This window comes from Streptosporangium sp. NPDC049046 (genome assembly GCF_040649155.1).
Taxonomy (GTDB): Bacteria; Actinomycetota; Actinomycetes; order Streptosporangiales; family Streptosporangiaceae; genus Streptosporangium.
Genome location: NZ_JBEZEZ010000052.1, coordinates 13035 through 38993 on the forward strand (window position 1 = coordinate 13035; position 25959 = coordinate 38993).

At 70.1% G+C, this 25959-nt stretch carries 27 protein-coding genes and 1 pseudogene; 14 read left to right on the plus strand and 14 right to left on the minus strand.

Translation table 11 applies throughout. The features are described from left to right. Positions 1-42 precede the first annotated feature (42 nt). On the plus strand, positions 43-780 hold the full coding sequence (locus AB0B96_RS39045) for an SOS response-associated peptidase (RefSeq protein ID WP_362907137.1): 738 nt from the start codon (positions 43-45) through the stop codon (positions 778-780). An 11-nt stretch (positions 781-791) separates the two neighbouring features. Here the strand turns inward: AB0B96_RS39045 and AB0B96_RS39050 are convergent, their stop codons facing one another. Beyond that, on the minus strand, positions 792-1529 hold the full coding sequence (locus AB0B96_RS39050) for a methyltransferase domain-containing protein (RefSeq protein ID WP_350949787.1): 738 nt from the start codon (positions 1527-1529) through the stop codon (positions 792-794). A 287-nt stretch (positions 1530-1816) separates the two neighbouring features. On the opposite strand from AB0B96_RS39050, the gene AB0B96_RS39055 reads away from it, so the two are divergent. The 6 genes from AB0B96_RS39055 (at position 1817) to AB0B96_RS39080 (ending at position 7334) form a co-directional block, all read left to right on the plus strand. Next, entirely contained in the window at positions 1817-2422 is a 606-nt protein-coding gene (locus tag AB0B96_RS39055; RefSeq protein ID WP_350949786.1) for a sigma-70 family RNA polymerase sigma factor, read from the plus strand. 64 nt (positions 2423-2486) lie between these two features. Next, positions 2487-2753 (plus strand): mycothiol system anti-sigma-R factor, encoded by a 267-nt coding sequence (gene rsrA, locus AB0B96_RS39060; protein WP_350949785.1) that lies wholly within the window; start codon positions 2487-2489, stop codon positions 2751-2753. A 51-nt stretch (positions 2754-2804) separates the two neighbouring features. After that, complete coding sequence (locus tag AB0B96_RS39065; RefSeq protein ID WP_350949784.1) at positions 2805-3749, plus strand: NAD-dependent epimerase/dehydratase family protein; 945 nt, start codon at positions 2805-2807, stop codon at positions 3747-3749. A 472-nt stretch (positions 3750-4221) separates the two neighbouring features. After that, positions 4222-5577, plus strand: coding sequence for an HD-GYP domain-containing protein (locus tag AB0B96_RS39070; RefSeq protein WP_350949783.1), 1356 nt, complete (start codon positions 4222-4224; stop codon positions 5575-5577). Continuing rightward, positions 5574-6854, plus strand: coding sequence for an HD domain-containing phosphohydrolase (locus AB0B96_RS39075; protein WP_362907140.1), 1281 nt, complete (start codon positions 5574-5576; stop codon positions 6852-6854). The genes AB0B96_RS39070 and AB0B96_RS39075 overlap by 4 nt, the downstream gene beginning before the upstream one ends. Positions 6855-7121: 267 nt before the next feature. Further along, on the plus strand, positions 7122-7334 hold the full coding sequence (locus AB0B96_RS39080) for a biotin/lipoyl-binding carrier protein (protein ID WP_350949781.1): 213 nt from the start codon (positions 7122-7124) through the stop codon (positions 7332-7334). On the opposite strand, the gene AB0B96_RS39085 is transcribed toward AB0B96_RS39080, so the two are convergent. Then, positions 7324-7722 (minus strand): thioesterase, encoded by a 399-nt coding sequence (locus AB0B96_RS39085; protein ID WP_350949780.1) that lies wholly within the window; start codon positions 7720-7722, stop codon positions 7324-7326. The two genes, AB0B96_RS39080 and AB0B96_RS39085, sit on opposite strands and share 11 nt — an antisense overlap. On the opposite strand from AB0B96_RS39085, the gene AB0B96_RS39090 reads away from it, so the two are divergent. After that, the gene (locus AB0B96_RS39090; RefSeq protein ID WP_362521376.1) at positions 7721-7930 is read left to right on the plus strand and encodes a hypothetical protein; all 210 of its coding nucleotides are present in this window, start codon (positions 7721-7723) and stop codon (positions 7928-7930) included. The genes AB0B96_RS39085 and AB0B96_RS39090 overlap by 2 nt on opposite strands. Before the next feature lie 325 nt (positions 7931-8255). Further along, positions 8256-9956 carry a serine/threonine protein kinase gene (locus AB0B96_RS39095; protein ID WP_362907142.1) on the plus strand — a complete coding sequence of 567 codons (1701 nt, stop codon included), beginning with the start codon at positions 8256-8258 and terminating at the stop codon, positions 9954-9956. Here the strand turns inward: AB0B96_RS39095 and AB0B96_RS39100 are convergent. From AB0B96_RS39100 to AB0B96_RS39125, 6 genes and pseudogenes are all read right to left on the minus strand, one after another. Continuing rightward, positions 9953-10157: pseudogene (locus AB0B96_RS39100) on the minus strand (IS481 family transposase); the annotation flags it as partial. The gene AB0B96_RS39095 and the pseudogene AB0B96_RS39100 overlap by 4 nt on opposite strands. Positions 10158-10279: 122 nt before the next feature. Next, a complete protein-coding gene (locus AB0B96_RS39105) occupies positions 10280-11932 on the minus strand; it encodes an acetolactate synthase (protein WP_362907144.1) in 1653 nt (550 codons plus the stop codon). 396 nt (positions 11933-12328) lie between these two features. Beyond that, positions 12329-13324: a biotin synthase BioB gene (bioB, locus tag AB0B96_RS39110; protein ID WP_350949776.1), complete on the minus strand. Its 996-nt coding sequence runs from the start codon at positions 13322-13324 to the stop codon at positions 12329-12331. A gap of 37 nt (positions 13325-13361) precedes the next feature. Next, positions 13362-14084 carry a dethiobiotin synthase gene (gene bioD, locus AB0B96_RS39115; protein ID WP_350949775.1) on the minus strand — a complete coding sequence of 241 codons (723 nt, stop codon included), beginning with the start codon at positions 14082-14084 and terminating at the stop codon, positions 13362-13364. A 32-nt stretch (positions 14085-14116) separates the two neighbouring features. After that, positions 14117-14836 carry a GntR family transcriptional regulator gene (locus AB0B96_RS39120; RefSeq protein WP_350949774.1) on the minus strand — a complete coding sequence of 240 codons (720 nt, stop codon included), beginning with the start codon at positions 14834-14836 and terminating at the stop codon, positions 14117-14119. Beyond that, positions 14833-15993: an 8-amino-7-oxononanoate synthase gene (locus AB0B96_RS39125; protein ID WP_350949773.1), complete on the minus strand. Its 1161-nt coding sequence runs from the start codon at positions 15991-15993 to the stop codon at positions 14833-14835. The genes AB0B96_RS39120 and AB0B96_RS39125 overlap by 4 nt, the downstream gene beginning before the upstream one ends. Before the next feature lie 68 nt (positions 15994-16061). On the opposite strand from AB0B96_RS39125, the gene AB0B96_RS39130 reads away from it, so the two are divergent. Continuing rightward, complete coding sequence (locus AB0B96_RS39130) at positions 16062-17525, plus strand: histidine kinase N-terminal domain-containing protein (RefSeq protein WP_362907147.1); 1464 nt, start codon at positions 16062-16064, stop codon at positions 17523-17525. Between the two features lie 133 nt (positions 17526-17658). On the opposite strand, the gene AB0B96_RS39135 is transcribed toward AB0B96_RS39130, so the two are convergent. Beyond that, the gene (locus AB0B96_RS39135) at positions 17659-17913 is read right to left on the minus strand and encodes a WhiB family transcriptional regulator (protein ID WP_350949771.1); all 255 of its coding nucleotides are present in this window, start codon (positions 17911-17913) and stop codon (positions 17659-17661) included. Positions 17914-18193: 280 nt separating this feature from the next. Beyond that, complete coding sequence (locus tag AB0B96_RS39140; protein WP_362907149.1) at positions 18194-19153, minus strand: diacylglycerol kinase family protein; 960 nt, start codon at positions 19151-19153, stop codon at positions 18194-18196. A 145-nt stretch (positions 19154-19298) separates the two neighbouring features. Between AB0B96_RS39140 and AB0B96_RS39145 the strand changes: the two genes are divergently transcribed. Beyond that, positions 19299-19694 (plus strand): hypothetical protein, encoded by a 396-nt coding sequence (locus AB0B96_RS39145; RefSeq protein ID WP_362907151.1) that lies wholly within the window; start codon positions 19299-19301, stop codon positions 19692-19694. Here AB0B96_RS39145 and AB0B96_RS39150 read toward each other — a convergent pair. From AB0B96_RS39150 to sodN, 3 genes are all read right to left on the minus strand, one after another. Continuing rightward, positions 19691-20470, minus strand: coding sequence for an RNA polymerase sigma factor SigF (locus tag AB0B96_RS39150; RefSeq protein WP_344893659.1), 780 nt, complete (start codon positions 20468-20470; stop codon positions 19691-19693). The two genes, AB0B96_RS39145 and AB0B96_RS39150, sit on opposite strands and share 4 nt — an antisense overlap. Before the next feature lie 17 nt (positions 20471-20487). Continuing rightward, a complete protein-coding gene (locus AB0B96_RS39155; protein WP_037972535.1) occupies positions 20488-20880 on the minus strand; it encodes an anti-sigma factor in 393 nt (130 codons plus the stop codon). A 370-nt stretch (positions 20881-21250) separates the two neighbouring features. Beyond that, on the minus strand, positions 21251-21652 hold the full coding sequence (gene sodN, locus AB0B96_RS39160) for a superoxide dismutase, Ni (protein WP_362907153.1): 402 nt from the start codon (positions 21650-21652) through the stop codon (positions 21251-21253). 90 nt (positions 21653-21742) lie between these two features. Here sodN and AB0B96_RS39165 point away from each other — a divergent pair, with 90 nt between their 5' ends. Next, positions 21743-22045: a S24 family peptidase gene (locus tag AB0B96_RS39165; protein WP_350949766.1), complete on the plus strand. Its 303-nt coding sequence runs from the start codon at positions 21743-21745 to the stop codon at positions 22043-22045. Between the two features lie 2 nt (positions 22046-22047). On the opposite strand, the gene AB0B96_RS39170 is transcribed toward AB0B96_RS39165, so the two are convergent. Next, a complete protein-coding gene (locus tag AB0B96_RS39170) occupies positions 22048-22578 on the minus strand; it encodes a CGNR zinc finger domain-containing protein (protein ID WP_362907156.1) in 531 nt (176 codons plus the stop codon). Positions 22579-22847: 269 nt separating this feature from the next. Here AB0B96_RS39170 and AB0B96_RS39175 point away from each other — a divergent pair, with 269 nt between their 5' ends. Continuing rightward, entirely contained in the window at positions 22848-24050 is a 1203-nt protein-coding gene (locus AB0B96_RS39175) for an NADP-dependent malic enzyme (RefSeq protein WP_350949764.1), read from the plus strand. A 316-nt stretch (positions 24051-24366) separates the two neighbouring features. Beyond that, entirely contained in the window at positions 24367-25725 is a 1359-nt protein-coding gene (locus tag AB0B96_RS39180; RefSeq protein WP_362907158.1) for a hypothetical protein, read from the plus strand. The last annotated feature ends 234 nt before the right edge of the window (positions 25726-25959 follow it).

The window sequence follows — 25959 nt, forward strand, 5'->3', positions numbered from 1 at the left end:
TCGGGAACGTCCCGGCGTGTCGCGGCGTGGCAAAGTGGAGGTATGTGCGGGAGATACGCGTCTGCGCGGGGCAAGCAGGAGTTGCTGGAGGAGTTCCAGGTCGAGCTCGACGGAGCGGCCGACGAGGAACTCGGGCCCGACTACAACGTCGCGCCCACGAAACCGGTGTACGCGGTGATGAGCCGGGTGCCGAAGTCGGCGCCGGGCGACCGGCCGATCCGGCAGCTCCGCGTGGTCCGCTGGGGACTGGTCCCCGCCTGGGCGAAGGACCCGTCCATCGGATCCAAGATGATCAACGCGCGGGTGGAGACGGTGGCCGAGAAGCCCGCCTACCGCAAGGCGTTCGCCGAGCGCAGATGCCTCATCCCCGCGGACGGCTACTACGAGTGGGCCGTGCTGGACGAGAAGGACGCCAAGGGGAAGCCGAAGAAGCAGCCCTACTTCGTCCGCCCCGCCGACGGCGGCGTGATGGCGATGGCGGGACTGTACGAGTTCTGGCGGGACCGGGGCCGCGCCGACGACGACCCGCTCTCGTGGCTGGTGACCTGCACCATCATCACGACCGACGCCGTGGACGAGGCGGGCAGGGTCCACGACCGCATGCCGATGCTGATCGAGCGCGACCGCTGGGGCGAGTGGCTCGACCCGGGGACGCCCGACGCGAAGGGGTTCCTGATCCCGGCCGGCTCCACGGGCCTGGAGATCCACCCGGTCTCCACCGCCGTGAACTCGGTGCGGAACAACAGCCCTGAGCTCGTCGAGCCCCTGAAGGAGGAATAGACGGACCCCCGCTAGGGGCGCCGGGCGCTGGCCACCAGGTGGATGCCCACCGTGTCGTCGTCGTCCGGATGGGTGTCCAGCTCGGTGTTGACCAGCCAGGTGAGCGCGCGGGAGTCGGAGGCGAGCACGTGGTCGACCGTCGAGGGGGACAGCACCGTGCGGGGCCGTATCCACTCGACCTCCAGCCCGGCGTCGGTGAGCAGCTCGCGGAGCTGGGCGCTGCTGAAGCAGCGGGTGATGCTGCCGTCGGGCCAGGGCACGAGCATGACCTCGCCGGTCTGGCGCAGATGGGCCCAGTAGTTCTGCTCGGCGAGGATCGCCATCCCCAGCACCAGGGAGTCGACGCAGACCAGGGCACGGCCGCCGGGGCGCAGGACCCGGGCGACGTCGTCGATCGCGGACTCGGCCATGAGCTCCACCGACATCGCGCGCTCCTCGGCGAGCACGGCGTCCACGCTGCTGTCGGGCAGGAAGCGCAGGTCGTCGGCGCGCACCTGGCTCACCCTGGAGATGTCGTGTGGCGGCTGGCCGTCCGTGGGCCTGCGGAAGTCGACCACCTCGACCACCCGATGTCCCGACTTCGCCGCCTGGACACCCCAGCGGCCGTCCCCGCAGGACATGTCGAGGACGGTGGACGGTTTTTCCGGCAGCCATCGGCTCAGTTGCTCGGCCACGACCGCGTGGTAAAAGGTCCAGTACGGCCCGAGCGCACCTGAGCCGTTCAGCTCTTCGGCCGGGATGGGCAGCACAAGCAGCTCCTGGCGTCGGGAGGATCCGGTGGTCTTTCAACTACCTGCCGGTACGTATCTTCTTTTCCCCGTACCGGGTCGTTCGTCACCTTCTATCTTGCGGGAACAGATGACAGTGCGGGTGTGTTGCAAGCGGACAACGCACGATCCTTTCGGAGGTTGGCAAGCAGATGCTCGCCTTGATCGAACCAGTCACCCGCCCCGGTGATCGGCCTATCCCCGTCGAGCGGGTATTCTCCGCTCAGTACGGTGTCCCGCGTCAGCAGGACTCCGGCGATCTTAAGGGGGTGGGTCAGGTCCCTGCGACAGACGAGGAGACTCTGGAGCAGCGGAGCACACGGTTCGAGCGGGATGTCATGCCCTATCTCGACCAGCTTTACTCCGCCGCGCTTCGGATGACCCGGAACCCCGCGGACGCCGAGGACCTTCTTCAGGAGACCTTCGCGAAGGCCTTCGCGTCTTTTCACCAGTTCCAGCAAGGCACGAACCTCAAGGCGTGGCTTTACCGGATCCTGACGAACACTTTCATCAACAATTACCGCAAGAAGCAGCGGGAGCCCAAGCAGTCGGGCGCCGAGGAGATCGAGGACTGGCAGCTCGCCAGGGCCGAGTCGCACACCTCGGCGGGGCTGAAGTCGGCGGAGATCGAGGCGCTCGAGCATCTCCCCGACACCGACGTGAAGCAGGCGCTGGCCGCGCTTCCCGAGGAGTTCCGCATCGCGGTCTACCTCGCCGACGTCGAGGGCTTCCCGTACAAGGAGATCGCCGACATCATGGGGACCCCCATCGGGACCGTGATGTCGCGGCTGCACCGTGGCCGCCGCCAGTTGCGGACCCAACTTGAGGACTACGCCCGCGAGCGTGGCCTGGTTCCCGCGGAGGGTGCGAAGTGAGTGCGCGAGACAGGAACGACGAACCCGTCGGCACGGGCCTCTCGGCCAGGGGTAGGGTGATCGCGTGAGCTGCGGCGACCACCACGACACCGACTGCCGCGAGGTCCTGGACAAGGTCTACACCTACCTCGACGGTGAGCTCGACGAGAGCAACTGTGCCGAGATCCGCGTGCATCTGGACGAGTGTCACCCCTGCCTGGAGGAGTACGGCCTGGAGCAGGTCGTCAAACAGCTCGTCGCCAAACACTGCGGCTGCGACCAGGTCTCGGCCGACCTGAGGGCGAAGGTGCTCAGCCGTATCGACCAGGTGCGCTCCGAACTGGCTCGCTGACCTCCTAGGATCTGTCGTACGGCCTTGGGCGTACGACGATGGGGGTTCACCATGCGCATACTCGTGACCGGCGGGGCGGGATTCATCGGATCCACCCTCGTCGACCGGTTGCTGGCCGACGGGCACGAGGTGGCGGCCGTGGACGACCTGTCGGGCGGCGATCGCGGCAACCTGGTCGGTGCCGCGAGGAACCCCCTGTTCGCCCTGCACGTGATGGACATCCGTGACCCGGCCCTGATCGGCCTCGCCGCCGAGTGGAGGCCCGAGGTCGTCTGCCACCTCGCCGCGCAGATCAGCGTGCGCAAGAGCGTCGCCGACCCGGTCCATGACGCGCGGCTCAACGTCGAGGGCACCGCGTCGGTCCTGACGGCCGCCCACCGCGGAGGCACCCGCAAGGTCGTCTTCGCCTCCTCGGTCGCGGTCTACGGCAGGCCGGCGGTCATCCCGGTCCCCGGCGGCGCGGCGACCGACCCGCGTTCCCCGTACGCGGCCTCCAAGCTGAGCGCGGAGACCTACCTGGCCACGTTCAAGGCGCTCCACGGCATCGACTACACCACCCTGGTGCTCTCCAACGTCTACGGCCCGCGCCAGTCGCCCGACGGCGAGGCGGGGGTGGTCGCCATCTTCACCGACGCGCTGCTCAACGGCACCCCCACGGTGGTGTACGGCGACGGCACCCAGACCCGCGACTACATCTTCGTCGACGACGTGGTGGACGGTCTCGTCCGCGCCTGCGGCACCGAGGGCGGCGGTGGCCGGTTCAACCTGGGCACCGGCGTCCAGACCACCGACCGGCGGCTGCACTCCCTGATCGCGGAGGCGGCGGGTGTCGCCGACGAGCCGGGCGAGGCCCCGGCGCGCCTGGGTGACCTCCCCGCGATGGCCGTCGACCCGGCCCCCGCGTTGGAAGGGCTCGGCTGGCGTCCCCAGACGGAGCTGGCCGTGGGGCTGAAGAGCACCGTCGACTGGGCGAGGAGCAGGCTCGCGAGCCTGTGACGCGAAAGGACTCCGGGAGGCCGTCGGCGTGAGCGCCGATCACAGACCCGTCCGCGTGGCAGGTGGCGATCACTCCGGCGCGATCCGACGCGAAGGATCCCGCGTGCCCGTCCGCCTGTCAGGTGCCGATCACAGATCCGTCCGCGCGGCAGGGGCCGATCGCAGGCCCGTCCGCGCGGCGAGTGGCGATCACTCCGGCGTGAGCCGAGGCGAAGAATCCCGCGCGCCCGCTCGGGTGGCCGGCGCGATCATTGGCGCGGCTCCGAAACCCGATACTCCGGATATTCATGTCTCACAGTGATTGCTTGATTACGCTTTGCTTGCGATTGGCCGTCTCGCCCTCCTGAGCAGGTTCGCTTCGATAGCCTGGGTGCGAAATCAACGTGGAGGCAGCGCATGTTGAAGGAAACGGTCACCTCAGTCTTTCCTGGGATTTCCTGGACCTGAGCACGCGCCCTTTAGGAACCCTAAGGTGGCCGCTTTGCGTGGACTGCCGTGGTTTGCCAAGGTCTATCTGATCCTTGTCATCGGAGCCGCGTTCGCGCTGCTCGGATACAACGTGGTCTCGGGCGGCGGGCTGGATCTGCTCGACTGGTCCAACCTCATGGTCCTGGCCCTGCTGTTCCTGGTGTGCGAGTCGGTGCCCACCCTGCTGCACGTCCGGCAGGCCGCGGTGTCGGTCAGCTTCTCCGCCGTGCTCGCCGCGGTGGTGCTGCTCGGCCCGGAGGGAGCGGCACTGGTCGGCATGACGGCGATGTTCAGCGTGCGGCCCGGCCTGCCACTGGTGAAGCGGCTGTTCAACAGCGCCCAGTTCGCCATCTGCGGCTACGTCGCCGGCCGGGTCTACGTGTGGCTCGGCGGCAGGCCGGGGGTGCCGACCGTCGCCGGGTTCGACGACATCATCGTGCCGTTCGCGGGCGCGGCGGCCGTCTTCGTGCCCCTCAACTTCGTGCTGATCGCGCTCGTGCTGAAGCTCACCGGTCAGGCCGACCAGGTGCCGCTGCGGGGCGTGGCCCAGTTCATGGTCTCCTACTTCGGCTACGCCACCTTCGGCCTGCTGATCGCCGGATTGTGGGCCACGGTCAACTCGATCTCCGCGGTGCTCGTGCTGCTCCCGCTCTTCGTGGCCCGCTGGGCCTTCGGCCAGTATCTCGCGCAGCAGCGCTCCTACGACGCGACGATCGCCGCGCTCTGCCAGGCCGTGGAGACCAAGGACTACTACACGCGTGGCCACTGCACCCGCGTCTCCAAGGCCGCGGGCATGATCGCCGAGGAGATCGGCATGGGATCGGAGCGGTTGCGCGCGATCCGTTACGCGGGGATGCTCCACGACGTGGGCAAGCTGGGCGTGCCGACCAAGGTGCTGCAGAAGGACGGCCCGCTCAGCGAGGAGGAGTTCGCGGCCATCCAGCTCCATCCGATGCGCGGGCTGGAGATCGTGCGCGGCATCGACTTCCTGGACGAGGCGTTCGCCGGGATCATGCACCACCACGAGCGGCAGGACGGCAAGGGCTACCCGATGGGGTTGGCGGGCGACGAGATCCCGGAGTTCGCCAGGATCATCGCGGTGGCCGACGCCTTCGACTCGATGACCTCCGACCGCTCCTATCGCAACGCCCGCTCGCGCGAGGTGGCGATGACCGAGCTGCGCAAGGGCGCAGGCACCCAGTTCGACCCGGTGATGGTGGTGGCGTTCGTCAAGGCCGTCGACCGGCACGGCTGGGAGCCGCCGCGCACGGTCGTCACGCCCCCGGCCGACGTGACGGAGACGACCGCGAAGGACCACGACGACCCGACCATGCCCATCCAGGTGGTGTCCGAACGTTGAACGGCTCCGGCACCGGCCGCGTTCTCCGGACGCTCGACTCGGGACAGCTCCTGCTGATCTGCGCGGCGGGACTCGTGGCGGTGGCCGGGGTGGCCCACACGGCCGCGACCGGCCTGCTCGACCCTCAGATCGCCGTCGCCTTCGGCGCGCTGATCGCGATCGGCGAGCTGGTCAGGCTCACCATGCCCGGCAACAGGGAGGTGGCCCCGATCGGCGCGGCGGCCGCGCTCGGTTACACGCTCCTGCTGGACATGGGGGGTGTCCCCACCCGGCATTCGGCGTTGCAGGTCGTCGCGGTGCTGTCGGTCGGCATGGTGGCGGGGGCGCTGCCGCACCTCGCGGTGGGTCGCCCGCCCCAGCTGGACGGGATGGCGCGCAGGCTCTTCACCGGTGCCCTGCTGGCGCTGGCGTACCGGCCGCTGGCGGGGCCGCTGTCCGACCTCGCGGGGGGAGGGGAGAGCGGCTGGTGGCCCGCGCTCGGCGTGATGGCCCTGCTCATCCTGATCATGGTGATGGTCGACGTGCTGCTCGCCGCCGTGCTGCGGGCCGAGCAGGTGCGTGCCGCCCTCAAGGTGGCCGTCCGCGACGAGTTGCGGATGGCCGCGCCGCTGGGAGCGGCCGTGGCCGCCTCCGGCATCCTGCTCGCGCTCGCCTCGCACAGCATGGGCATGACCGCGCTGCTGGTCTTCGCGGCGCCGCTGCTCGTCACCCAGGTCGCCTTCCGTAAGTACGCCGGGATCAGGGCCACCTACCTGCAGACGGTACGGGCGCTGTCCCGGGTCACCGAGGTCGGCGGGTACGTCGAGCCGGGGCACTCCCGCCGGGTGAGCCGCCTGGCGGTGGCGGTGGGGCGGGAGCTGGGCATGGCGGAGCCCGAGCTGCTGGAGCTCGAGTACGCCGCGCTCATGCACGACATCGGCCAGTTGTCGCTGCGCGATCCCATTCCCGGCGGTGCGACGGTCCTCACCGACCCCGAGCAGGCGCGGCGCATCGCCGAACTGGGGGCGGAGGTGATCAGGCAGACCGGGGTGCTCGACCGGGTGGCCGAGATCGTCCGCCGCCAGTGCGACACCTGCGCGGAGGCGCCTCCGATGGCGAGCCGCATCATCAAGGCGGCCAACGCTTACGACGACCTCGTCGGCGGTTCCAGCGACCGCGACCGGGCGGGCGCCGCCCTCGAACGGCTCCGGCTGGGGGTGGGTCAGGAGTACGACCCGACGGTCGTCGAGGCGATGGCCCGGGTGATCGACAGGCTGGCCCCGATCCACCGGCTCTAGACCTCTCGCCGGATCGGCCCGCCGTTCGCCACGGAGACCGACGAGGCGCTCGCGCGGGGCCACGTCGACGCGGGCGCCCGCGAGACCGTGCCGGGTTTCCGTGAGAGACCCGCCGAGCCGCCGGAACGGCACTGGAGCGGCGCTGGAACGGCAGGAGTGGCAGGAGTTCGTCGGCGGAAACTACGACTCGGGACTGGTGCCCTCCTAGGCGGGCGTGATCAGCTTTTTCTGACACAGTTGAGAGACGTTGAACGATGGGAGTTTCCGGTGGTCGAGATCCGCGCTGAGATGGTGGCGAGTGTCTGGAAGGTCCTGGTGTCCGAGGGTGACCCCGTCGAGGACGGCGACACCCTGGTCATCCTTGAGTCGATGAAGATGGAGATCCCGGTCCTCACGGAGGACGCCGGCGTGATCTCCCAGCTGAAGGTCGCCGAGGGCGACGTCATCCAGGAGGGCGACCTGATCGCCGTTATCGAGTAGTCCCACCGTCGCGGGCGAGCCGGGCGAGGAAGCGCTCACGGTCGACGACCACGCGCTCGATCGTTCCCGAGGCGACGACGGATGTCCGGTCGCGGGCGGTGAAGCCGAAGACCAGGCGGCGCCCGTCGACCTCGGTGAGCTCGACGGCGATCTCGACATGCGTGCCGACCGGGCTGGCCTCCAGGTGCTCCAGAAAGACGCGGGTGCCGACGGAGGTCTGGCCCGGAGTCAGGGCACCCGCGACCGCCTGGACGGTGGCCCGCTCGGCGAGGGCGAGCAGGCGGGGGGTGGCGAGCACGGGGACGTCACCGCTGCCGACCTTCGTCGCGGTGTCCTCTGTTTCCACCATGATGAGCAGCCGTGCCTGCAGACCGGGAGCGAGCGTCATGCGCGTCAGCATAGGGTCTGGTCTCGTGACCTCGTACTGCGACCACTGCGGGCGCCCGGAGGGTGAGGCAGACCACGCCGCGTGTCTGTCGGCCCGCGCGATGGAGCCACCCCGCTACTGTTCTCGCTGCCGCCGCCGGATGGTGGTGCAGGTGACCCCCGGCGGCTGGTCCGCGCGCTGCGCCGAACACGGCACCACGAGCGGCTGACGCCGCCCGCTTTCACCCCGACTCACACGTTCTTTGCCGAGCCTTGTAGGATTTTGCGGAGTTCGTCCCGGATGTCTTGGGGTGACGCCGTGGCGCCCGCGTTGATTGTTTCCTCTGTGATTTTCGGGCGGCTTTGGGCGCAAGAGCCTGCAAGGTGGATAAGTACGCCTAAAAGTGCTGGGTTTTGTGCGATGCTACGGCACGCATCTCGTTTGTGAGCCATGCGGCATGCAGGGTTTCGTTACAGCGCCGTGATGGTGCCGCGACGCGGATCCGCTTTGTTGGAGAGCTCTGAGGTAGGAGTGAAGAGGGTTACGGGGGAGCCATGGTGGCCCAGGGCACGACGCTGGCGGGGCGGTATCGCCTAAGCACCCGCATTGGGGCCGGCGGTATGGGCGAGGTGTGGAAGGGCGAGGACATCGTCCTGGCTCGCACCGTCGCCGTGAAGGTGCTGCTTCCAGGCCGTACCGACGACCCGGGCTTCCTGGTTCGCTTCCAGGGCGAGGCCAGGGCGATGGCGACGATCAACCACCCCGGGGTCGTCGACGTGTACGACTACGGGGTTCACGAGGTGCCCGGCGCGGGGGCGACGGCATACCTGGTGATGAAGTTCGTCGACGGCGAGCCGCTCGACCGCCTGCTCGGGCGGCTGCGGCGCATCGCCCCGGGGGCCGCGATGGATCTCATCGCCCAGGCTGCCTCGGCGCTGCAGGCGGTCCACGACCAGGGCATCGTCCACCGGGACATCAAGCCGGGCAACCTGCTGGTGCGGTCGGACGGCACCCTCGTGCTCACCGACTTCGGCATCGCCAGGTCCGACTCCGCCAGCCGGCTGACGGACGCGGGCATGGTGCTCGGCACCGCCGCCTACTGCGCGCCCGAGCAGGCCGAGGGCGCGCCCGTGACACCGGCCGTCGACATCTACGCGCTGGGCGTGGTGGCGTACGAGTGCCTGGCCGGGCAGCGCCCGTTCGACGGCGACACGCCCGTCACGATCGCGCTCAAGCACATCCGCGAGACGCCGCCGCCGCTGCCGCCGGACGTTCCGCCCGCGGTGAGGGCACTTGTGGAGCGCTCCCTCGCCAAGGATCCGGCCCGGCGCTTCCCCAGCGCCGCGGCGATGAGCGCCGCCGCCAGGCAGGCCGCCTTCGGCACGGAGGGCGGCGACACGCTGTCGGCGTCCGCGCGGCAGGCGGGACCACCGGAGACCGGCTGGCAGACGCAGGCCCCCCAGGGCGGCCCGCAGGAACAGACCGGTTGGCAGGGGCAGGGATCGGCCGTTCCGCAGACGGGCTGGCAGGGAGCCCAGAATCCGGCGGGAAACTGGCAGGGCGCCCAGCCTCCGACCGGTGGCTGGCAGGGAGGCGCGCAGCCCTCCACCTCGCCGACGGTGGGATCCGAGGCGGTCGCGCAGGGGCGCGGACGCCGCGGCGCGCAGAAGCCGAGGAGCAAGAGTGTGCTGGTCGCGTCGGCGGCGGTCGCGGCCGTGATGTGCGCGGGTCTCGTCGCGGTGGCGATCAACGGGATGGCGGCCTCCAGGGAGACAGCGAGTTCCGTGGAGCCGCCGGTGGCCACACCCACCGTCGACGAGACGAAGCCGCCCACGGTGAAACACACCCGCAGGACGCTCACGCCCACCCCGACGGTGACGCGGCCGACCAGACGCACCCCCACCCCGAAGCCCGCCGAGGAGGACGAGCCGCCGACGCCCACCCCGACGGTCACGAAGCCGCCGAAACCGACTCCCACCCCCACACCGACCCCGAGCCCGACACCGCTGCCGAAGAAGAGGGTCCCCGGCACCGTCGGCATGAAGCCGGAGGCGGCGGAGGCGGCGCTCAAGCAGGCGGGTTTCAAGGTGAAGCGCACCTACAGCGCCGACGTCAAACCCGAGCACTGCACCGAGGTGGTCGAGTCCCTCCCGGCCGCGGACACGATGTGGGACCCGTCCAAGCCGGTGGAGGTCATCATCGCCCCCGTGCACTGTCCGCCGACGCCCACCCCGACGGCGACGGGCAAGCCCTAGCCGTATCGACCCGCGGGGTTGTCGACGCGGGTGATCGGTGGTCGGCCTCCGAGTGCGGGGTGTCATCGACGGTGGTTGCAGGCGGGCGGAAACTCCTTCAGAGCCGCTGTGCGCTCGTCGTTGCCGGCGTAGGGCCGTAGGTGAGGCCCGTTCGTCCAGCGAAGCGTTCTTGCCGTTGGTCTGCGGACGGCAGGGGCGTGTGTCGGCGCACCGGCTTCGCGCGACGACGACGGGCGAGCCTCGATTTCGGGTGGTGTGCCGACGGGCTCGCGCACCGGAGAAGACCTCTTCGGTCCTGCGTGCGCGAGCCCGGTGGCGCTCCTTCAGATGCCCGTGGTCTGCCGGGGGTAGGCCACCGAGGGGTCGGTGGCGATGTTGACCATGTAGGGGATACCGGAGTCGAACGCGCGGCGCAGGGCCGGGCCGATCTCCGACGGGTCGGTGACGAGCTCGCCACCGCCGCCGAGGGCGGTCACCACCTGGTCGTAGCGGCACTGCGGCTGCAACTCGGCGGCCACGTCGTAGCCGTACAGCATCTGCATGGGGTGCTTCTCCAGGCCCCACATGCCGTTGTTGCCGCAGATCATCACGACGGGCAGGCGGTGCCGCACGAGCGTGTCGACGTCCATCAGCGAGAAGCCGGCCGCGCCGTCGCCGAGCAGCAGCACCACCTGCGAGGAGGGACGGGCGATCCTGGCGGCGATGGCGTAGCCCAGGCCCGTGCCCAGGCAGCCGTACGGGCCCGGGTCGAGCCAGTTGCCCGGCTGGCGCGGCTCGACGTACTTGCCCGCGTACGAGACGAAGTCCCCGCCGTCGCCGATCACCACGGCGTCGTCGGCGAGGACCTTGCCCAGCTCCCCGTAGATGCGCATCGGGTGGATCGGGTCGGACGCGGACTCCAGCAGGTCGACGTCGGCGGCGATGGCGGCCGAGGCGGCCTCGGACAGCTGCGCGACCCAGGGCGCGTAGGTCTTGGGAGAGACGCCCGCGTTGGCGCAGGCCGCGCCGAGGCTCCAGAAGAGCAGCGAGAGGTCGCCGGCGGCGACGGCGGCCGGATCCATGTGCGTGGTCAGCTGTGACGGCGCGTCGGCCAGGTGCACGACCTTGGCGAGCGGGGCGCCGTCCTTGCCGCCGAACCAGCCGTAGCCGAGGCGGAAGTCGATCGGGGCACCCGCCACGATCACCAGGTCGGCCTGCGAGAACGCCATTCCCCTCGCCCGGGTGACCAGCAGCTCGTGACCGGCGGGCAGGATGCCGCGGCCCTGGCCGTTGGGGACGACCGGCAGGCGGTACTCCTCGACGAAGCTCCTCGCGACCTCCTCGGCGCGGTCCATCCACACGTCGGAGCCGAGCACCAGCACCGGGTGCCGGGCCTCGGCGATCAGCTGGGCGATCGAGGCGAGCGCGTCGGGGTCGGGCTCCAGCGGGGACGGGGTCAGCGTCTCGGGGGCCTCCTCGAGCGGGGGCGCGGCCGAGAAGAGGTGATCCATGTGGAAGTCGAGGAAGACGGGGCCGCGGTGCGGGGCGAGGGCCGTACGGAAGGCCATCTCCACGTCCTGGGCGATGGAGTCGGCGCCGGAGCCGGTGAAGGCCAGCTTGGTGATGGGGGCGAACAGCGGCGGGTGGTCGATCTCCTGCAACGCGCCCGACCCCCAGCGCGACTGCGGGGCACGGCCTCCCATCACCACGACGGGGGAGCCGTTGAAGTGCGCGGTGGCCACCCCGCTGACGCCGTTGGTGATGCCGGGGCCCGCGGTGAGCACGGCCAGCCCGGGTTTGCGCGTCAGCCGTGCGGTCGCCTCCGCGGCGAAGACGGCACTCTGCTCGTGGCGGACATCCAGGATGGGCATGCCCTCGTGGACCGCACCGTCGTAAAGCGGGAAGATATGCCCGCCGGACAGGGTGAACATGGTCTCGATGCCGTATGCCTTGGAGACGGCGACCGCTATGTCACCTGCGTGCTTGGGAGACTCCATATCGCGCAACCTACCAGTCAGTCACTTAGCCGGACAGGGATTGTTCTCCCTGCCCCGATCCCATCGCCTAATGCGGCCGGCACATATCGCGTCTGTCGGGAATCGAACCGCCCAACGCCTGGTGGCGGGCGCCCTACGGGCCGTACGGGATCGACGGGGGTCCGGTACGGGCCGGAGCGCGGACCCGCCGGGGCGGGACGGAGATCGGCGGGGGCCGGTACAGGCGGAGTGCGGACCCCCGGAGGGCGGGGCGAGGATCGGTGGGAGTCCGGCAGGGGCCGGGTGAGATCCGGCTCGCGGGGACCTCCGCGTCTCCGCGAGCCCGCGAGGCTCCGAGATGTTCCCGAACAGGGTGAGGGTGATCTCCGCGAGCCCGCGCGAGGCTTCGAGGGGGTCTCAGAGGGTGTCGGAGAGCGCCTTGATGGGCATCTTGAGGTCCACCAGCAGGCCCAGATCCGCCTCGGCCGTACGGCCGAGGGTGGTCAGGTAGTTGCCGACGATGATCGCGTTGATGCCGCCGAGCATGCCCTCACGGGTGCCCAGGTCGCCCAGGGTCAGCTCGCGGCCGCCCGCGTAGCGCAGGATCGTGCGGGGCAGCGCGAGCCTGAAGGTGGCGATCGTCCTGAGCGCCTCCGGCCCCTCCAGCAGCGGGAAGGACTCGAAGGGGGTGCCGGGGCGCGGGTTGAGGAAGTTCAGCGGGACCTCGTCGGGCGCCAGCTCGCCGAGCTGGCCGGCGAACTCGGCCCGCTGCTCCCGGGTCTCGCCCATGCCGACGATGCCGCCGCAGCACAGTTCCATCCCGGCCTCGCGCACCATCAGGCAGGTGTCCCAGCGCTCCTCCCAGGTGTGGGTGGTGACGACCTTCTCGAAGTGCGACCTCGCGGTCTCCAGGTTGTGGTTGTAGCGGTGCACGCCCATCTCGGCCAGCTCGTCGACCTGCTCCTGGGTGAGCATGCCGAGCGAGCACGCCACGTTGATGTCGACCGCCTCGCGGATCGCCTTCACCCCCTCGCGGACCTGGTCCATCAGGCGCCGGTCGGGACCCCGTACGGCGGCCACGATGCAGAACTCGGTGGCACCGGTCGCCGCGGTCTCCCTGGCGGCCTCGACCAGCGAGGGGATGTCGAGCCAGACGGCGCGGACCGGGGAGGAGAACTGCCCGGACTGCGAGCAGAAGTGGCAGTCCTCCGGGCAGCCGCCGGTCTTGAGGGAGACGATGCCCTCGACCTCCACCTCCGGGCCGCACCACTTCATCCGCACCTCGTGGGCGAGGGCGAGCAACTCGTCGAGACGGTCGTCGGGAAGCTCCAGGCAACGGAGCGCCTGCGCCGCGTCGAGCCCGCGGCCCTCCTCAAGCACCTGCGTCCGGGCGATCTCGAGGATGTCGCTCATCTGATACCTCCAGCGGGGAGATGGGCCGCGGCTACGGCTACGGGGAAAGCCTAAGGGTGGCCCGGAAGGAAGCGGGGTCGAAGCCCCCACCCAACGTGGGGCCCAGCCCCGCGCGGGCCGCGCGGGCGAAGGCGTCGCGCTCCAGCAGCCCGGCTCGCTCGGGGAGGGCGCCCGCCAGCGGCCGGGCGGCCAGCATCTCCAGGTCCGCCACGTTGCTCCGCTCGGCGAGGCCGGGCTCGGCCGGCCAGGAGCCGATCACCACCCCGGCGGGCTCCAGCCCTCGGTGGGCCATCGCCTCCAGCGTCAGCGCGGTGTGGTTGAGGGTGCCGAGGCCGGCCCTGACCACCAGGAGGACCGGTGCCGAGAGCGCGCGGGCGAGGTCGGCGAGGGTCGCCCCCTCCTCGTCGAAGCGAACGAGCAGCCCGCCCGCCCCCTCGACGATCACCAGCCGGTGCGAGGAGGCCAGCTCCTCGATCCGGGCCGCGGCCCGCGCGACGGAGACCGGCGGCAGGCCGGACAGGCGGGCCGCCGCCGCGGGGGAGAGCGCGGCGGGATACCTGGCCAGCTCGAAGGTCGTCCCCACTCCGGACAGCCGGATGACGTCGTCCATGTCGCCGGGGTCGGCGCCGGACACCCCGGTCTGCGCGGGCTTCACCACCGCGACCGAGGAGCCCCGCTCCCTGGCGAGCGAGGCCACCGCCGCGGTGACGACCGTCTTTCCCACCCCGGTGTCGGTCCCGGTGACCACGAGAATGCTCACCCGTCTCACCTTAGGCGCGGCTCGGGTGTGCCTCAGGGGCGGCGCAGGCGGGTGATGAACTTGTAGCGGTCTCCCCGGTACAGCGACTGGGCCCACTCGACCGGGTTGCCGTCCGCGTCGAAGGCGTGCCGGGTGAGCAGGAGCATCGGCAGGCCGACGTCCACACTGAGCACCTGCGCGTCGTACGGGGTGGCGAGCACGGTCTCTATGATCTCCTCGGCGTCGGTCAGCCGCACGTTGTACGCGTTGTACAGCGTCTCGTACAGCGAGGAGTGCATCTCCAGCTCCCGCCTGAGGCGGGGAAAGCGCCGTGCCGACAGATGAGTGGTGTCGATCGACATCGGCTCGCCGTTGGCCAGGCGCAGCCGGTGCAGGCGCAGCACGCGGCCGCCGGCGTTGATCGCCAGGCGGCGGGCGAGCGCCTCGTCGGCGGTGACGTAGCTGATGTCGAGGATCTTGGTGTCGGGTTCGAGGCCGACGGTCCGCAGGTCCCCGGTGTAGGAGGTGAGCTGGAGGACCTGGGCGACCTTGGGTTGTGCGACGAACGTCCCCTTGCCCTGGATGCGCACCAGGCGGCCCTCGACCACGAGCTCGGACAGGGCCTGGCGCACGGTCGTGCGCGACGTCTCGAAGCGGACCGCGAGGGCCCGTTCCGGTGGCAGGGCGCTGCCCGCGGGCAGGCTCTTGGTGAGGCTGAGCAGGCTGCGCTTGACGTCGTAGTATTTCGGGATCCGCGGGGAGTCGTCGCTCACATGGTCACCTTCATCTCGGCCACGGCGGTGAGTGCACCCCGGATCACCGCTAGATCATCGGAACTCAGATTGGCCCGTGCCGTCAACCGCAGGCAAGAGCGGCCGACCGGCACCGAAGGCGGCCGGAAGCATCCGGCGCGCACCCCGTGTTCCGCGCAGACGAGGGCGGCCCGAAGCGCGGTCTCGGGCGGGCCGAGCACGATGGGGACGACCGCGCCCGCCGGATCGCCGGTCTCCAGGCCGAGATCGCGGGCCATCGCGGCCAGCTCCCTCGCCCTGGTCCGGACAAGTCCCGGCAGTTCGGGCTGATGGTGAAGGATATCGACGGCGGCGAGTGCCGCCGCCACACTGCCCGGCGCGAGCCCGGTGTCGAAGATGAACGAGCGTCCCGTGTCCACGAGGGTCTGGATCACCTCGGGCGCGCCGAGCACGGCTCCGCCCTGCGATCCCAGGGACTTCGACAGTGTGATCGTTCTCACAACACCCGGTTCGGCCGCGAGCCCCGCGGCGTGCACCGCGCCCTGCCCACGAGCGCCGACGACCCCGATCGAGTGCGCCTCGTCGACGATCAGCAGCGCGCCCTGGCGCACCGTCGCCGCGTGCAGTTCCTCAAGCGGCGCCAGGTCGCCGTCCACGGAGAAGATCGCGTCGGTGACCACGATCGCGTGCTCCTCGTCCCGGTCGGCGAGTGCCTTCTCCACCGCCACCGTGTCCCGGTGCGGAGCGACCACCACCCGTGAGCGCGACAGCCGGCAGGCGTCCACGATGGAGGCGTGGTTGCCCGCCTCGGAGACCACCAGGGCGTCCCTGCCCAGGGCCGCGACGGCGGCCAGGTTGGCCAGGTAGCCGGAGGAGAACACCAGGGCGCCCCGCGCGTCGGTGAAGGCGCGCAGACGCGCCTCCAGGCGCGCGTGCAGGGCCGTGGAGCCCGTGACCAGGCGGGAGCCCGTGGAACCCGTGCCCCAGGCGCGGGTGGCCTCCACGGCCGCCTCGACCAACCGCTCGTCCCTGGCCAGGCCGAGGTAGTCGTTGGAGGCCAGGTCGATCAGGCCGTCGTCGTCGGGTGTGCGGGCGCGCAGGACCCGCCGCAGCCCCGCCGCCTCCCTCGTGGCCGCCGCCGTGCGGAACCGGGCCAGCGGGTCGGGGGTCTGCTCCATAGGCGGCATCTTTCCAGCCGGACTCACCCGATTCGCGTTCGGGCCTGCAAAGAACGCATGATGCACGGGTGCCGACTCTAAGCGACCTGGCGGTTCGTCACACCGCGCTCGACGATGCGGACCTTGAGTGGATGCACTCGCTGGTGTCCGACTGGCAGCTCCTCGCCGACCTTTCCTTCGCGGACCTGATCTTGTGGATCCCCCTGAAGGAGGGCACGGGCTGGATCGCGATCGCGCAGATGAGGCCCACCACGGGGCCGACGGTCTACCACGACGACATCGTGGGCATGACGGCGGCCAAGGGGGAGAGGCCGCTCCTGGAGACCGCCTGGAACGAGCGGCGCATCTGCCGCGAGGGCGATCCCGACTGGTCGAGCGGGGTGCCGGTCCGTGAGGAGACCATTCCGGTGCGGAGGGCCGACCACTTCCTGGGCGTCATCCAGCGCTCGACGAACCTCTCCTCCGCGCGCACCCCCTCCCGATTGGAGCTGACCTACCTGCAGAGCGCCTCCGACCTGGCCCAGATGGTGGCCGAGGGCCGTTTCCCGTTCTCCGGCGCCGAGCCGATCCTGGTCCGCTCGCCGAGGGTGGGCGACGGGCTGCTCAGGCTCGACCGGGCGGGCCGTGTCACGTACGCCTCGCCGAACGCGCTGTCGGCCTACCGGCGGCTGGGCCTCAACGCCGATCTGGTCGGCGCGGAGCTGGGCCGTACGACCGCGACGCTCTGCTACTCCGACGAGCCCATCAACGAGAACCTGATGCTCGTCGCGAGCGGGCGGGAGCCCAAGGAGACGGAGGTGGAGTCGGGCGGCACGGTGGTGCAGCTGCGGGCGATCCCGCTGGTCGTCGGCGGCGGGAGGATCGGCGCGCTGGTGCTCATCAGGGACGTGACCGAGCTGCGGCGCCGCGAGCGGGAGCTGATGACCAAGGACGCCACCATCAAGGAGATCCACCACCGGGTGAAGAACAACCTGCAGACCGTGGCCGCGCTGTTGCGGCTCCAGGCCAGGCGGATGCAGCTGCCGGAGGGCAGGGAGGCGCTGGAGGAGGCGGTGCGCAGGGTCGGGTCGATCGCGATCGTGCACGAGACGCTCTCGCACACGCCCGAGGAGCAGGTCGACTTCGACGACATCGCCGACCGGGTGATCGCGATGACGGGGGAGGTCGCGGCGCCTGAGGCGCAGGTGGTGCCGTCCCGCGTCGGGACGTTCGGGGTGTTGCGCTCGGAGATCGCGACGCCGCTCGCGATGGTCCTCACCGAACTGCTGCAGAACGCGGTTCAGCACGGGCTGGCGCAGCGTCAGGGCAAGCTCCAAGTGATCGTGTCACGCGGTGCCGAGCGGCTGGATGTGATCGTGTCCGACGACGGCAGCGGGCTGCCGGAGGACTTCGATCTCGACCAGGCCACCAGTCTCGGCCTGCAGATCGTCCGTACCCTGGTGGTGGGTGAGCTGTCCGGGCGTCTCGCCATCGAGCCACGCCAGGGCGGCGGGACCGAGGTGAGCCTGAGCATCCCCCTCCCCGCGGTCTGAGCGGGGGAGGGGGAGCGCGTCGGGTCGCGTTCTCGCGAGGGGACGTGCTTGTCGCCCGGGGGGAAAGAGGGCTCACCGGGCCGGGGACGTGCTCGTCGCCCGGCCGGGGGAGACGGAAGGGGGGCGCGGAGGGTCAGACGCTCGCGCGGGCGCGGGCACGAGCCGTGCGGCGCTTGAGCGCGCGTCGCTCGTCCTCGCTCAGGCCGCCCCAGACACCGGCGTCCTGCCCGGATTCCAGGGCCCACTTCAGGCATGCTTCGCTGATGCTGCACGTACCGCAGACCTGCTTGGCTTCCTCGATCTGCATCAGGGCGGGGCCGGTGTTGCCGATCGGGAAGAACAGCTCGGGGTCCACGTCACGGCAGGCGGCTCGGTGGCGCCAGTCCATGCGTCCACTCCTTCGTAAGAGGAGCCCTTGCGTCGGCTCCGGCGGCTCACTTTGTGAAGAGTTTCACTAATCAGCGCGAACGGATCCCCGGCCCGTGGTCCGGGTCGGGGGACTGTTCACTTGATCGCCGGTGGCCTGGGAGCGAGGTGGTCGCTCAAAGGTCCTACGTTCCGACGTCATCTTGAGATTGTCAGCCACGCTTAGTACACGCAAGAGGTTTGGGGGAACGTTTTGCCTGAAATGGATGTCGGATGCGTCACACAGGCTCGCACGTAACCGATTAGACCAAGACCTGTAACGCGTCGGGGATAGAACGGAACGTTATTCGTTCGACCTCTCCCAGGTAGTCGCCGTCCAGCTGGAACGCCACGGGGCGCCCGGCGCTCAGGGTGAACTCCTTCTCGTCGTGGAGTTGCACCAGGTGGCGACCCGTCGGCAGCGTGTCGCGCTCACCGAGGATCTGGGGCATCAGCTGGAGCATGAAGGGCAGGCCGAGACGCTGCAGGCCCAGGAGGTCGAGCCCGGTCTCGAAGCTCGCCCACGGGGTCGGGGAGACCGGCCGGGGGCCGATGTAGGACCACGGGGAGGTGTTGGAGACGACGGCCATGAAGATGCCGCCGGTCCGCGGCACCTCGGGGCCCTCGACGGTCATCGGCGGGTGACGTTTGTCGGTCGACAGATAGTGGTGTAACGCGGTGTTCACATAGCGGGTGGGTGTCGCCTTGCGGCCGGTGCCCCGCATCCCCTCGACCGCCCTGATCACCTCGGCGTCGTACCCCAGGCCACTACAGAACGTGAAATATCTACTGTGGTCGCCCCAGATCGCCTGACCGAGCCCGACGGTCCGCCTCCGGCCGTCGCGGATCGCCTCCAGGATCGCCCCCATCGCCTCGACCGGGTCGTTCGGCAGGCCCAGGGCCCTCGCGAAGACGTTCGCGCTGCCACCGGGGATCGCGAGCAGCGCGGGCCTGTCGATCGAGCTGCCCTCGTCGCCGGCCTTGCCGTCCACCGGGTCGAGCAGCCCGTTCACCGCCTCGTTGATGGTGCCGTCACCGCCCAGCACGGCCACCGCGTCGTAGCCGGAGGCGTGCGCCTTGCGGGAGAGCCGCATCGCGTGCCCCCGGTAGGCCGTCTCCTCGACGGTGAGGTTCATCGTCGCGCTCAGCGCTCTGATGAGAACGTCCCTGGTTCGCTGGTTGGTCGTCGTCGCCTTCGGATTCACCAGGAGCATCGCGCGCATGACCTCAGCGTATCCGCCGGAAACCGGGCTGAGGCGGCGGAAGGAGAAGGCGGATGCGCGGGGACGGGGAACGGTGCGGGGGACGGGGAACGGGGCCGGGGTGGGGGAAGAGCCGGGCGGCCATACCCGGCGATAGGGTTGCCCCGTGTCGAACCGTCCGATGACCCTCACCGTCGCCGCCGCCGTCATGGCACTGGAAGGCGCGACCGTCCTGCTCCTCGGCGGCTACGCCGGAGTGGAGACGGTGATCGGCCGGCCGTCCGACGTGATGACCTCGATCGCCGTCGCCGCGTTCGGGATCATCATCGGCGCGGCCCTGCTCTGGGTCGGCTGGGGAATGCTCCACTCGGAGCGATGGTCGCGGAGCCCGGGGGTGCTGACGCAGATCTTCGCCATCCCGGTCTCGGTCACGATGATCCAGTCCGACCAGCGGGTGATCGGCGTCTCGCTGATCGTCCTCGCGGTGATCGGACTGGTCACGCTGCTGTCCCCGCCGACGACACACGCCCTCTACGGAGACCACGACCAGCCTTCTCGCTAGTCGTCGACGGTGAGGCCCTCCCGGAGCTGGGCGAGGGTCCTGGCGAGCAACCGGGACACGTGCATCTGGGAGATGCCGAGCTCGGTGGCGATCTGCGACTGCGTCATGTTGCCGAAGAAACGCAGCAGCAGGATCCGCTTCTCACGCGGAGGCAGCCGCTCCAGCAGGGGCTTGAGCGACTCGCGGTATTCGACGCCCTCCAGGGAGTCGTCCACGATCCCGAGGGAGTCGGCCACCGCCGGCGCGTCGTCGTCGCCGGAGTCGGGCGCGTCGAGGGAGACCGTGGAGTAGGCGTTGGCCGACTCCAGCCCTTCGAGCACCTCCTCCTCGCTCATCTTCAGGAACGCGGCCAGCTCGGCCACGGTCGGCGCGCGCCCCTCCCGCTGGGAGAGCTCGCTGATCGCCTTGGTGAGCGAGAGCTTGAGCTCCTGCAGGCGGCGCGGCACGCGGACCGCCCAGCCCTTGTCACGGAAGTGGCGTTTGATCTCGCCCACGATCGTCGGGGTCGCGTAGGTGGAGAACTCCACCCCGCGGCCGAGATCGAAGCGGTCGATCGACTTGATCAGCCCGATGGTCGCGACCTGGGTGAGGTCGTCCAGCCACTCACCCCGGTTGCGGAACCGGCGGGCGAGGTATTCGACGAGGGGAAGGTGGAGCTCGACGAGCTCGTCGCGAATGCGCTGACGCCGCGGGTCGTCGGAGGTCAACTCCACCAGTTCCGCGAAGAGCAGGCGCGCACGCACCCGGTCGGGCACCGCGTGGTCGCTGGCGGCCATGGCACGAGTCCTTTCCGTCACGCCGGCCTCGCCGCGCCTCGGCGCTTGCGGAGGACGATCGCCATACGGTCGGGGGAGTCGGTTACGGCATCCACATCGTCGGCCAGGGCGGTGAGCACCATCCACGCGAAGTCGTCGCGCTTCGGAGGTGTGCTCCCCACTGTGCTGACCTCGACCCGCACTTTCATCAGCTGCCCGGTGAGCTCGAACTCGGCGGTCAGATCTGTGCCGGGAACAGCCTGGGTCAGCAGCATCGCACACGCCTCGTCGACCGCGATCCGAAGATCCTCGATCTCGTCCAGCGTGAAGTCCAGCCGTACGGCGAGTGCGGCTGTCGCCGTACGCAGCACGGACAGATAGGCGCTCGTCGCCGGCAGCCGGACGCTCACCACGTCACGGATCCCGCCCATGCCGACCGCGGGCGCCTCGGTGTGTTCGGTCACGTTCCTCCTCGCAGAGTCGCTGACTGCAACCTACAGCCCTGAGACGGTGGTTGGCCCGCTTGGACTCGCGATCGGGGCGATTTGCCACCGTCAAGAGCCCATGAAGATACGCAAATAGGGCACTGTTTTTAATGACGGCTCCGGCGCATCACGGTCCTGGGCGGTGACCGCACGGCGCCGACGCGCCGGTGTTCGGCCTGCTGGACGACCGGCGTCGCGACCCGGACGCCGTGACGGCGGCCCTCCTCGCGGGCCCCGATCCGGATCAAGGGGCGTCCCGGGGACGTTTCCTCGATCCGGACCACCGGTGCCCTCTCACGACATCGTTGTGAGGGTTTTAAGCGGCCTTGGTCTCCCAGAAGATCTTGGAGATGTCGTCGATCTTGCCGAGGAGCTCGTCGGCCTTGGCGACGTCGACCGTGCCCTTGCCACCGGCCGCGCCCGCGAGCTTGGTGGCCTCCCAGAACAGCTGGTGCAGCTGCGGGTAGGTCTCCAGGTGCGGGGGCTTGAAGTAGTCGGTCCACAGCACCCACAGGTGGTGCTTGACCAGCTCGGCCCGCTCCTCCTTGATGGTGAGCGCGCGGGAGCGGAAGACCGGGTCCTCGTTCGCCGCGTACTTCTCCATGATGGCCTTGACGGATTCGGCCTCGATGCGGGCCTGGGCCGGGTCGTACACACCGCAGGGCAGGTCGCAGTGCGCGGAGGCGATGTGCTTGGGGCGCATAAGTCGTGCGAACATCGGAAATCCTTCCTTGATGCCAGGTTCAGAATGGTCCGGTTAACGACCTTACTCGTCTCCGAATGCCCGCGTGGGAGGGGGTTACGCTCGATGAGAGTCCGTGTCGCGGGCGAGTCGATGTTGCCCGCGTTGCGGCCGGGAGACTGGCTCTGGGTGCGGCGCGGCGCGGTCGTGCGGCCCGGTGACCTGGTCGTCGCCCGGCTGCCGTCCGACCCCGCCGTGCTCATCGTCAAGCGCGCCGCGTGGGAGGCGGACGGCGGTTGGTGGCTGGAGAGCGACAACCAGCGCGCGCCGGGGCGGCGCGACAGCTGGGACTTCGGGGCGCTGCCCGCGTCCGCGATCGTCGGCCGGGTGGTGCTGCGCTACTGGCCGGGTCTCTGGCGGGCCGGGTAGCTCTACCTGACGACCTTCTGGCGGGCACGGTAGGCGGCGACGTTGGCCCGGCTGGCGCACCGCTCGGAGCAGTAGCGGCGCGACCGGTTGGAGGAGGTGTCGAGATAAGCCCTGCGGCAGGGCGGCGCCTGGCAGAGGCCGAGCCGGTCGACGCCGAGGTCGGTGATCATGGTGGCGAGTCCCATCACCGCGCCCACCGCGTACTGGTCGGCCATCCGGCCTCCCTCGGTGAGGTGCATGTGCCAGCGCTCGCCGTCGTGACCGGAGATCTGCGGCTGGACCGGGTGGTGGATGAGCAGCGAGTTGAGCCGGTCGACCACCGCCTCCTCGTCGCCGGCCTCCGCGGTCTCGAACACGATCATCAACTCCTCGCGCAGGTCGCGCAGGGCCTCCAGGTCACTCCTGGTGATCCGGCAGCCTGGCCGGTAGCGGCCGCCCTCTTCCAGAAGCAGGCGCAGCCCTTCGAGGCCGGTGAGCCGTTCGGGGCTGTTGATCAGTAGTACGGCCAGCTCCGCGTAGGAGGTGAGGTCCATCTGGGGATCCGTCGATGTAAGAGGCGGCATGGATTTCGAGTATTACACGATGTGGTGAGGCTAACACCCGGACGGCGAAAGTGAGTGGACTTCCTCCAGCGGAGGCAGTCTCAACATGTGGCACAATCGAGCAACGGGTGACCCCCGTACCCCTCCTGGCGACCGTGCCCAGTGAGCAGGCCCCGAGCGGCTACCGAAGCCCGGGACGGCTCCTCCGGCCGCCTCCGAAGGAAACATCCGTCTGTCTGACATGAACTACAGGGGTCGCTGTGGCCGTCACGCCATCCTCCGTCTCTCTCGAATCTCTCGATGCCCTCGATCTGGATCCGGCCTTCGCCCTGCACCGCGGCGGCAAGCTGGAGGTCCGCTCCACCGTCCCGGTCCGCGACGCCGACGATCTGGCACTCGCCTACACGCCGGGTGTGGCCAGGGTCTGCAGCGCGATCGCCGACGAGCCCGAGCTGGCCAAGGACTACACCTGGATCTCCAACGTGGTCGCCGTGGTCTCCGACGGCACCGCGGTGCTCGGTCTCGGAGACATCGGGCCCGCCGCCGCCATGCCGGTGATGGAGGGCAAGGCGCTGCTGTTCAAGCAGTTCGCGAACGTCGACGCGGTGCCCATCTGCCTCGACTGCACCGATGTGGACGCGCTGGTCGAGACGATCGTCCGGCTCGCCCCCTCCTTCGGCGGGATCAACCTCGAGGACATCAGCGCGCCCCGCTGCTTCGAGGTCGAGGCGCGGCTGCGCGAGATCCTCGACATCCCCGTCTTCCACGACGACCAGCACGGTACCGCGATCGTCGCGCTGGCCGCGCTGAAGAACGCCGCACGGCTGACCGGCCGCTCGCTGGGAGACCTGCGGGTCGTGGTCGCCGGCGCCGGCGCCTCCGGGATCGCGGTGAGCAGGATCCTCCTCAACGCCGGCATCGGCGACATCGCGGTCGCCGACTCCAAGGGGCTCATCCACGAGGGCCGCGACGGGCTCAACCCGATCAAGGAGGCCCTGGCGCGCGACAGCAACCGGGCGGGCCTGCGCGGTTCCACCGAGCAGGCGCTCGCGGGGGCCGACGTGTTCGTCGGGCTGTCGGGCTCGACGGTCTCGGAGGAGGCGATCGCGTCGATGGCCTCGGAGTCGATCGTCTTCGCGCTGTCCAACCCCACTCCCGAGGTGCGGCCGGAGATCGCGCGCAAGTACGCGCGGGTGGTCGCGACCGGCCGCTCCGACTTCCCCAACCAGATCAACAACGTGCTCGCCTTCCCCGGCGTCTTCCGCGGGGCGCTCGACGTGCGCGCCACCACGATCACCGAGAACATGAAGGTCGCCGCGGCCGAGGCACTCGCCGGGGTGGTCGCGGACGACGACCTCTCGGCCGACTACGTGATTCCCAGCCCGTTCGACGAGCGCGTGGCCCCGGCGGTCATCGCCGCGGTCGCCGCGCAGGCCCGCGCCGACGGGGTCGCCCGCCTCTAGGAGACACCGCACAGGTCACGGACGGTTCCCAGAACGGTTCCCGGATCGGAGAGGTCGCTCGCCTCCGGGGGCACCTCGTCGGAGGGGCCGCCCGGCTCCAGGGACACCTCACCGGCAGCGTGATCACCGACGCCCCTCGCCCGAACGGCGAGGGGCGTCGGTGCTTTCCGGAAACCCCGACGTTCGTCACGGATCGTGCTATAAAAAGAGCCCTCAGTTACCTATGTACGTAAGGCGTGCATCAGGTGGCCGGTGCGCGCACGGCCGGATCGCGCGCGTCGTCGGCACGCAGACGGTTCTCGCGGTGAGGGGAGCTATGGAACGCGAGCCCAACCGACTACTCCAGAGGCTCATCGCCGAGGCGGGCTTCACCCACAAGGGGCTGGCCCGCCGGCTCAACGATCTCGGCGCGGCTCGTGGCCTGTCCGGTCTGAGGTACGACCACAGTTCCGTGCTGCGCTGGATCGCGGGCCAACGGCCCAGGGACCCGGTCACCGGACTGCTCGCCGAGATCTTCGCGCTCCGGCTCGGCAGGGCCGTGAGCCCCGAGGATCTCGGCCTGTCGGCCGTTCTGACGCCGCTCGACCTCGGGCAGGAGTTCGACCACACGTGGCAGGAGGGAATCTCGACCGTGACAGCACTGTGGCGCGGGGACGTGGAGAGACGCAGGTTCTTACTCGACTCCACCTTCGCGATCGGGGCCGGGTCCGCCGGGGCGGTGCGCTGGCTCACCCTTCCGTTGGAGGGCCGCCCCGAGGGGCAGGGCACCCGGCGCGTCGGCATGGACGACATTGCGGCGATCCGGGAGGTCACCCGGTCTTTCGGGGAGCTGGACAACAGGTTCGGCGGCGGAAGAGTCCGTCCCGCTGTCGTGAAATATCTGGACACGTCGGTCGCGCCGCTCCTCGCCGACGGCTCGTACGCCGAGAACACCGGCAAGGCGCTGGCCTCGGCCGCCGCCGAGCTGACCCGGCTGGCCGGATGGATGGCCTACGACCTGGAGCAGCACGGCCTGGCCCAGCGCTACCTGATCCAGGCGCTGCGCCTGGCGCGCGGGGCGGGCGACCACGGGCTCGGCGGCGAGATCCTCGCGGGGATGAGCCACCAGGCCATATACATAGGACAGCCCGCCCACGCGCTCGACCTGGCCAGGGCGGCCCAGCTCTCGGCCCGGCGGGCGGGGATCTTCGCGCTGCTCGCCGAGACGCACGTGCTGGAGGCCCACGCGCACGCGGCACTGGACGACCGCGCGGCGTGCGCGAGCTCCCTCCACGAGGCCGAGCTCTCGTTCGACCGGCGCAGGGCCGGCCACGAGCCCGACTGGATCTCCTACTTCGACGAGGCCTACCTGGCGGCGAAGATCGCGCACTGTTTCCGCGACCTCGGCGACGGGCCGGGCACGGTGGGGCACGCGAGACGCTCGCTGGAGATGGACGGGCGCTACGTACGCGGGCGGATGTTCAACCTGTCGCTGCTCTCGGCCGGACTGCTCGCCTCGGGGGAGCTGGAGGAGGCCTGTTCCGTCGCGGTGGAGGCTCTGGAGCTTGCGAAGGGCCTGGAGTCGGCCAGGACGCGGTCGTACGTCGCCGACCTGCGGCGCAGGCTGGAGCCCTACGCCGCCGAGCGGTCGGTGGTGGAGCTGAACGAGCGGGTGAGGGAGCTCGACTCCGCCTGAGCTCGATCTTCATCTTCGCCGAGCGCCGTCCCTGTGGCGCGGCCCTCGCGAGGAGGTTCTCGTGAAGAGGGAGAGGCGTTCTCTCAGCGGCCGGCTGTCGTCTGCACGCTCGGGGAGCCCGCTGCGAGAAGACCGGATTCGGTGGGGGAATGGCCGAGGGGGGTCCGGCTGGTGCCGGACCCCCCTCGGGTGATGCTTTGGGTGGAGCTGGTGTTGCTGTGGGTCTGAGGTTTG

Bases quoted from the DNA above. Each gene is read 5' to 3' on its own strand.
- sodN (WP_362907153.1), bottom strand. From the start codon at position 21,652: ATGTTCGCACGACTTATGCGCCCCAAGCACATCGCCTCCGCGCACTGC.
- AB0B96_RS39105 (WP_362907144.1), bottom strand. From the start codon at position 11,932: ATGGAGTCTCCCAAGCACGCAGGTGACATAGCGGTCGCCGTCTCCAAG.
- AB0B96_RS39140 (WP_362907149.1), bottom strand. From the start codon at position 19,153: ATGCGCGCGATGCTCCTGGTGAATCCGAAGGCGACGACGACCAACCAG.
- AB0B96_RS39150 (WP_344893659.1), bottom strand. From the start codon at position 20,470: ATGGCCGCCAGCGACCACGCGGTGCCCGACCGGGTGCGTGCGCGCCTG.
- AB0B96_RS39170 (WP_362907156.1), bottom strand. From the start codon at position 22,578: ATGGACCTCACCTCCTACGCGGAGCTGGCCGTACTACTGATCAACAGC.
- AB0B96_RS39090 (WP_362521376.1), top strand. From the start codon at position 7,721: ATGCGCGTCAGCATAGGGTCTGGTCTCGTGACCTCGTACTGCGACCAC.
- AB0B96_RS39155 (WP_037972535.1), bottom strand. From the start codon at position 20,880: ATGGGCGGGATCCGTGACGTGGTGAGCGTCCGGCTGCCGGCGACGAGC.
- AB0B96_RS39125 (WP_350949773.1), bottom strand. From the start codon at position 15,993: ATGGAGCAGACCCCCGACCCGCTGGCCCGGTTCCGCACGGCGGCGGCC.
- AB0B96_RS39095 (WP_362907142.1), top strand. From the start codon at position 8,256: ATGGTGGCCCAGGGCACGACGCTGGCGGGGCGGTATCGCCTAAGCACC.
- AB0B96_RS39165 (WP_350949766.1), top strand. From the start codon at position 21,743: ATGAGAGTCCGTGTCGCGGGCGAGTCGATGTTGCCCGCGTTGCGGCCG.
- bioB (WP_350949776.1), bottom strand. From the start codon at position 13,324: ATGAGCGACATCCTCGAGATCGCCCGGACGCAGGTGCTTGAGGAGGGC.
- AB0B96_RS39045 (WP_362907137.1), top strand. From the start codon at position 43: ATGTGCGGGAGATACGCGTCTGCGCGGGGCAAGCAGGAGTTGCTGGAG.
- AB0B96_RS39065 (WP_350949784.1), top strand. From the start codon at position 2,805: ATGCGCATACTCGTGACCGGCGGGGCGGGATTCATCGGATCCACCCTC.
- AB0B96_RS39085 (WP_350949780.1), bottom strand. From the start codon at position 7,722: ATGACGCTCGCTCCCGGTCTGCAGGCACGGCTGCTCATCATGGTGGAA.
- AB0B96_RS39180 (WP_362907158.1), top strand. From the start codon at position 24,367: ATGGAACGCGAGCCCAACCGACTACTCCAGAGGCTCATCGCCGAGGCG.
- AB0B96_RS39135 (WP_350949771.1), bottom strand. From the start codon at position 17,913: ATGGACTGGCGCCACCGAGCCGCCTGCCGTGACGTGGACCCCGAGCTG.